Raw genomic sequence first — 5,769 nt, forward strand, 5'->3', positions numbered from 1 at the left:
TGGGAGCAGAAGTGGGAGGCGCGGCGGGAGCGCGACAAGGACTGGGGGCATGAACTTTAGAAATGAAATATTTTGAAGACGCCCTTTAGCGCATCAGAAACAATTGATTGAAGTCGCGCTCTGCTAAAACGGTTGCTATTCTAACCCCATACAATATCTTGCCAGCCATCATCCTCAAATCTGATATGCACGCTATGCGGAAGCTTATAGTTTGGGTCATTTGCTAAAGCTTTAGTGTATTTATTCAAGCATTCGCGTGGATGCGTCAAATGCGAAATCATGTGAGCATGGGGAGAGCCTGTAGCCTTCCAGTGATTTCCGTAGACTTGTCTATCTTGTAAGTCATACCAGATCAGCCACCACGGCCCTTCATCTCCCCCAAGATCAAGCCAAAATGCGAAAAACATTGATCTTTTGCTTTGCATTATTGCGCTTAGAAGCTTTTTAGATTTATGAGTTCTGCGGATTTTCTCCCAGTCTTTTTCTGTCAACTTAATCGGATTTGAGGACCTGTGTCCAAACATGTGGCGAAGCGAAGAAGTTTTCAGGGCTGAAAAATGGATTATGCTGTTTAGGTCTTTGGAAGATAATGTAACTTCATTGGCCAGTTTCTTAAACTCAGATCTGTCTTTGGCTTTGAACAGACGAAAAAGCGGGTTTTCAGCAGATTGTTTGACATGCAATAGATTTCTATCTGTGTCGTTCATCAGCATTGCTCAGGCTCTGAGGACACCTCTTCTGGTGAAGGGGCTTTAGGTCGACACAGGCGTATTTATAAGATGTCAGGAATTTTACTATCATTAGTAACAGGTGGTGGTTGCGCTTCCCCAGCCAACAGGAGGTCTTGTCGTGCAAGTTATGGGCCGGTTGGTTCTAGCTGCTGATGAATAATTTTGCCCTACAGCAGACATTCCGTTGCCAAGGCTGGTCATCCCTGCCGACTGACGTGTGCGCTTTGCATTCTCTGCATCTATCTCAGATTGAACACATTCTCTATATTGAGGACTACTTTCCGTAATCCCCAATGCAGCACACGTAGCCGTAAACTTATTTAGCATCTCCTGCTTTTCAGCATAGGTTAATTCATTCAGAGGGCGCGTGTCACATCCAGCCAGCAATATCATGCCGAGAACTGCCCCTGCTCCAATCCTAATCATTGATATTCCCTGTTATCGGTCTGCTTTAACTTGATCGCTCCTGCCTGCCCTACAGCCCGCTCTGATCCGAGCGGGCAGGCAGGAGCTACTGCACCCTTAGCTTTGCACAGCGTCAAGCTAGTTATCGCTTGAAAAGGCGCTGAAAGAGGCTGCGAGGTTCCTTGGGTCGCTTATCTTCCAGAAGCGCCTGCTGACGCTCCGCCAACGTGCGCCAGTGGTCGGCATTGGCTTCGGCTTTGCCCAGCATCTCACGCAGAAGTTCGATTTCGCGTTTCAAGGCGGGATCAGCCGGTTCTGGCTGGTTCTCAAGTCTGGTCGGTTGCGGTTTTGGAGACTGGTCAGGCGACCGGTTCTGAGACTGAAACGGAAATGCCCGGTGCAGCTCTGCCGGGTCTATGACATAGCGACCTCGATCATCCTTGGGCGCGCTCATGCGCCCACTACGAATGGCGTCAAGCAGGGTCGATTTGGAGCGGCTGCAAATCTTAGCTGCCTGATTGAGCGTTAGCGCCACAGGTGGTCTTCCTTGGTGGTCGGAGCCGGTCAGTCTTGGTTTTGAGGTCCGGTCCTGGACTGGTCGGCTGCTACTCGGGCGTCTGTTCAGACTTGCCGCCGTCGATCACGTCAAGCTTGTAGCGTTCGACCGCTTGGGCATGGTTATGCACGTTGCCCCTGAAAGCCCCTTCCGGCGTCACGGTGATGATCTTGACCCGCCCACGCTTCACGCGCCGGATCGCTCCTACCTGCTCCAGAAGGTCCAGAGCGCGAGCCATTTGTGCCTTATCGGTCCGCATCACTTCACACAGGTCAGCAGCAGTCTTGGTGCACTCATAGGACTGCCACCCGAGATTGCGGGTGATCTGCCAGAGCACCGCCTGCGCGTGGAATGCTTGCGCTGTAGTCTTTGCCGCCGCGAACAGGCGTTCCGTCACGGCGTCCTGATACTGGAATGCAATGGACACGTTGCCCCCTCCGAAGAAGTCAAACTCAAGCTGATTGCTGGCGGAGAGTTCCTTTGCCGCCAGAGCGGCTTCCCGCGCCATAGCAGCCCGCTCAGGGCTGCTCTCCCGCAAAGCCTGCTGATCCAGCAGGAGCGCCGCCTGGTCGTAGGCACCGCGCTTGTGCAGGGCACGGGCCGTCAGATCGGCGGGAGGATTGGGGTTGGTGCGCTGGCGCTGCTCTGCGGCCCCGACAATGACGCCGATGGACTGCACGGGTGCGCCGGTCCGACGCTGCGCCAGCTGCGTAACCTTCGCCGCCTCGATGTCTTCTGCAGACACCCCCATGCGCCGCAGCTCGTGAAGTGAAATCCTGCCCATCCCTCGCCTCGATAGTTGTCTGGTGGACAACTTAAGTTGTCTGACAGACAACTGTCAATTTCTTAATTTGTCAGCACAGCAAGGCTAAAACGGCCAAAATGCACCAGCGTATCCATATATCCTAAGAATCTAAGAGGCACCGATGCACGCAAACTGCCCTGTCGAGCGTGCAGCACGGGCAGGACATGCTGGGGAAAAGGGAAGTGCAGGGGGCTGCGCTGCACGGCCACGACAGCGCAGGTGGCAGCGAGGTAGATTCGGACCAAGACAAAGGCCAAGAACAGGTCACAGGGCGCCCCAGAAGCGCGCTGAGGGGCTATTCGGCGGCCATTAAGGTGGGAACGGCCGAAACGTCCACCTCTCGGGTGGCGTGCCACGCGTCGTAGGCCCCCTGCATCCTGATCCAGACCAGGGGGGCATTGCCGAACAGCTTGGCAAGGCGCACGGCGACCTCGGGGCTGACGGGCTTGCGCTCGGCTAGGACGTCGTGGAGGTGCTGGCGCGAGATGCCGAGCATCCGGGCGATCTCGGCCTTGGGCTTGCCGGTGGCGGGGATCACGTCCTCGCGCAGCAATTCGCCCGGATGCGTCGGGCAGCGGTCGGGGTTGCGGCTCATCCTCGCCTCCTCAGTGGTATTGCTCGAAGTCCAGCACATGAGCGTCGCCGTCATGGAACTCGAAGGTGATGCACCACGGGCCGTTCACATGGACCGTGTAGCGGGTCGGTGTGTGGCCTCGCAGCGCGTGGAAGTCGAAGCCAGGTAGATTCATATCCTCAGGCACCGTAGCGGCGTCGAGGACGTCCAGACGGCGCAGGATGCGGCTGTGCATTCGCGCGTCGAGCCTCGATTTTCCCGTTTCCCAAAGGGCCTTCAGCTGCTTGTTCGCAAAGGTCTTGATCATAGGTATGTGTAAGCTGATAGCTTACAAGTGTAAACGGCGTCAGAACAGGCCCAACTGTTCCGGGCGCAGCCAGTAGCCCCGCCGTTTCTTTGCTGTCTCTACCTCCAAGAGAGCCTGTGTGGCTTCTTCCTGGGAGGGGAAATGGATGCGGCGAACCTGTCCGGACTGTCCGATCCGCCCCCACTCCCGTTCAAAGGTCCATCCCCCAAAGAGATCGGGAAGAACCATGAGGCTGTGAAAGCGGGCCAAGTTCTTCGTCGGATCGCGCTTTTCAAGATAGCTCTGCATCGTGGTCCGCACGTCCATCCGGCACTGTTCCCCAGTTTGGATTGTGCCGATCAATGCCCTTGTGTGCAACACTAACGCAAGCATACTCTTGTCCGGACACTGTGTGTCCGTCCTTCGCGCTTGTGAGGGGGCCGCTGGCCCCCTTCAATCCCCCGTTCCGACAAGCCGGAAGGGGCCTGCCCCTGAACCCCGGCAAGGGCATCGCCCCTGCACCCCAGAAGAGGTCTTTGCCATGAGGATCGAGATCCGCACCACACCGGAGGAAAAGCGGCGCTGGCAGGAGATTGCTGAGAATAAGGGGGTGTCACTGTCGGAACTGGTGCGCTCTGCCCTTGGGGGGCAGCGCCTGCGGAAGCGGCGGGAGCCTCCGAGAGTCGATCCCGATCTGCTGCGGGAACTGGCGCGGATGGGAAACAACCTCAACCAGCTGGCCCGCGCCGCGAACCGCCGGCAGCCCGTGCCGGCTGCGGCGCTCTTGGTGCGGCTGATCGAGATCGACCGGGAGCTGTCCGCCTTGCGGGCGGCGCATGAGCGGCCCGCCGATGCTGATTAAGTTCACGGGCGGGGGCCGGGGCGGCGGGGCCGAGATTGCGGACTACCTGACCGCCGCGGACCGCAAGGGGCGCGACCATGCACCGCCCGAGGTGGTGCGGGGCGACATGGAGCGGACCCGCGACCTGATCGACAGCATCGACCGCAAGTGGAGCTACACCCACGGCGTTCTGTCCTTCGCCCTGGAGGACGCGCCGACCTATGACCAGCAGCAGGAGGCCATGGACGCCTTCGAGCGTCTGGCCTTCGCGGGCATGGACCCCGAGCAATACGACATCACGTGGGTGCGCCATCAGCACACCGAGGGCGGGCGGGTCGAGCTGCATTTCGTGACGCCTCGGATGGAATTGACCACCGGCAAGGCGCTGAACGTGGCGCCCCCGGGCTGGGAACGGTCCTACGCGCCGCTCAGGGACGCGCTGAATTGGTCTCAGGGCTGGGCGCGGCCCGACGACCCAGACAGGGCCACAGAGCTTCACAGAGCCCCGGAGAGGGCCAATGAGAGCTTCCGGCTCCGGGAGGGCCGGGAAGGCATCCACTCCTATCTGACGGCGCTTGTGGAGGCTGAGAGGATCACAGATCGCAAGAGCATGGTTCTGGCCTTGCAGGAGGCCGGATTGCAGGTTCCCCGGCAGGGCAAGGACTACCTGACCGTCCACGACCCGGAGAGCGGCGAGAAATTCCGCATGAAGGGCAGGATCTACGAAAAGGAATGGACCTATGACCGAGAGCTTGACCGCGCGGTTGCAACAGCGGCTGTCCAGTCAGACGGCCGAGATCGAGGCATTGACCTCGGCCGAGCTGACGCGGCTCGCGAGCAGCTTGAGGCAACAATCCGAAGCCGCGCTGCGCACCATGCAGAACGATATCCAAGGCACGAGCCTGATGATGGCCGACGAGTTGGAGATCGTGCGCTTGACCGCGCGCTGGTGGTGGGTGGCGCTGATCGTGACGTGGTTGGTGATCGCGGGCTTGTCAGTCTGGCACTGGATGAGTCCCGCGTCGGACCCGTTTCCGATCTTCAGGAGCGGGGGGCAGAGCTATCTGATGCTGCCCGACGGGACCGAACCGATGATCTGCCAAGGCGAGCAGCCGTTTCTGTGCCTCAAACTGCCGAATGGGATGTGAGCCATGAACCAACTAACAGCCTTCGAACGGGCTTTGCTCGCACAGTTCGAGACATTGGTCAGCACCTCCGAGACCTCGCTCGAAGCGTCAGAAGCCACGTCGAAGCAGTTGCGGACCTTGTCCGAGACCGTGCGAAAGCGCCTGGACAAGATCGAGCAGAAACAGAACGAGATCGAGCGCTTTCAGGCGCAGTTGCTGCGGTCCTTCAACACTCAGACCGAGCAAACCATGAGCTTGGTGCAGCAGGTGAACGCGTTGCTCAAAGAACGGTGACGCTGGTCGAGGAACGCAAAGAGCGGGAATGGGAGCAGAAGTGGGAGGCGCGGCGGGAGCGCGACAAGGACTGGGGGCATGAACTTTAGAAATGAAATATTTTGAAGACGCCCTTTAGCGCATCAGAAACAATTGATTGAAGTCGCGCTC

9 protein-coding genes and 1 pseudogene are annotated in these 5,769 nt (G+C 58.6%); 4 read left to right on the forward strand and 6 right to left on the reverse strand.

The annotated features are described in order from the left end of the window. Nucleotides 1-140: 140 nt before the first annotated feature. From OC159_RS19480 to OC159_RS19505, 6 genes are all read right to left on the reverse strand, one after another. Nucleotides 141-713, reverse strand: a complete 573-nt coding sequence (locus OC159_RS19480) for a hypothetical protein (RefSeq protein ID WP_265502902.1) — start codon at nucleotides 711-713, stop codon at nucleotides 141-143. A gap of 565 nt (nucleotides 714-1,278) precedes the next feature. Further along, nucleotides 1,279-1,671 carry a BTB/POZ domain-containing protein gene (locus tag OC159_RS19485; protein ID WP_265502903.1) on the reverse strand — a complete coding sequence of 131 codons (393 nt, stop codon included), beginning with the start codon at nucleotides 1,669-1,671 and terminating at the stop codon, nucleotides 1,279-1,281. A 70-nt stretch (nucleotides 1,672-1,741) separates the two neighbouring features. Then, the gene (locus OC159_RS19490; protein WP_265502904.1) at nucleotides 1,742-2,476 is read right to left on the reverse strand and encodes a helix-turn-helix domain-containing protein; all 735 of its coding nucleotides are present in this window, start codon (nucleotides 2,474-2,476) and stop codon (nucleotides 1,742-1,744) included. A gap of 316 nt (nucleotides 2,477-2,792) precedes the next feature. After that, entirely contained in the window at nucleotides 2,793-3,092 is a 300-nt protein-coding gene (locus OC159_RS19495; protein ID WP_265502905.1) for a HigA family addiction module antitoxin, read from the reverse strand. Nucleotides 3,093-3,102: 10 nt separating this feature from the next. Continuing rightward, nucleotides 3,103-3,378 carry a type II toxin-antitoxin system RelE/ParE family toxin gene (locus OC159_RS19500; RefSeq protein ID WP_265502906.1) on the reverse strand — a complete coding sequence of 92 codons (276 nt, stop codon included), beginning with the start codon at nucleotides 3,376-3,378 and terminating at the stop codon, nucleotides 3,103-3,105. A gap of 39 nt (nucleotides 3,379-3,417) precedes the next feature. Further along, on the reverse strand, nucleotides 3,418-3,666 hold the full coding sequence (locus OC159_RS19505) for a WGR domain-containing protein (RefSeq protein ID WP_265502907.1): 249 nt from the start codon (nucleotides 3,664-3,666) through the stop codon (nucleotides 3,418-3,420). Nucleotides 3,667-3,898: 232 nt separating this feature from the next. Here OC159_RS19505 and OC159_RS19510 point away from each other — a divergent pair, with 232 nt between their 5' ends. The 4 genes and pseudogenes from OC159_RS19510 (at nucleotide 3,899) to OC159_RS19520 (ending at nucleotide 5,619) form a co-directional block, all read left to right on the forward strand. Further along, on the forward strand, nucleotides 3,899-4,219 hold the full coding sequence (locus OC159_RS19510; protein WP_217847108.1) for a plasmid mobilization protein: 321 nt from the start codon (nucleotides 3,899-3,901) through the stop codon (nucleotides 4,217-4,219). Between the two features lie 106 nt (nucleotides 4,220-4,325). Further along, nucleotides 4,326-4,598: pseudogene (locus OC159_RS20300) on the forward strand (relaxase/mobilization nuclease domain-containing protein); the annotation flags it as partial. 340 nt (nucleotides 4,599-4,938) lie between these two features. Continuing rightward, nucleotides 4,939-5,346, forward strand: a complete 408-nt coding sequence (locus tag OC159_RS19515; protein ID WP_265502908.1) for a hypothetical protein — start codon at nucleotides 4,939-4,941, stop codon at nucleotides 5,344-5,346. Nucleotides 5,347-5,349: 3 nt separating this feature from the next. Next, a complete protein-coding gene (locus OC159_RS19520; RefSeq protein ID WP_265502909.1) occupies nucleotides 5,350-5,619 on the forward strand; it encodes a hypothetical protein in 270 nt (89 codons plus the stop codon). The last annotated feature ends 150 nt before the right edge of the window (nucleotides 5,620-5,769 follow it).

Origin of the sequence: Paracoccus beibuensis (assembly GCF_026162625.1) — a bacterium.
In the GTDB taxonomy this organism is placed as follows: Bacteria; Pseudomonadota; Alphaproteobacteria; order Rhodobacterales; family Rhodobacteraceae; genus Paracoccus; species Paracoccus beibuensis.

Coding starts and splice junctions, on each gene's coding strand:
- OC159_RS19480 (WP_265502902.1), bottom strand. CDS start 713: ATGCTGATGAACGACACAGATAGAAATCTATTGCATGTCAAACAATCT.
- OC159_RS19520 (WP_265502909.1), top strand. CDS start 5,350: ATGAACCAACTAACAGCCTTCGAACGGGCTTTGCTCGCACAGTTCGAG.
- OC159_RS19505 (WP_265502907.1), bottom strand. CDS start 3,666: ATGCAGAGCTATCTTGAAAAGCGCGATCCGACGAAGAACTTGGCCCGC.
- OC159_RS19490 (WP_265502904.1), bottom strand. CDS start 2,476: ATGGGCAGGATTTCACTTCACGAGCTGCGGCGCATGGGGGTGTCTGCA.
- OC159_RS19495 (WP_265502905.1), bottom strand. CDS start 3,092: ATGAGCCGCAACCCCGACCGCTGCCCGACGCATCCGGGCGAATTGCTG.
- OC159_RS19510 (WP_217847108.1), top strand. CDS start 3,899: ATGAGGATCGAGATCCGCACCACACCGGAGGAAAAGCGGCGCTGGCAG.
- OC159_RS19500 (WP_265502906.1), bottom strand. CDS start 3,378: ATGATCAAGACCTTTGCGAACAAGCAGCTGAAGGCCCTTTGGGAAACG.
- OC159_RS19515 (WP_265502908.1), top strand. CDS start 4,939: ATGACCGAGAGCTTGACCGCGCGGTTGCAACAGCGGCTGTCCAGTCAG.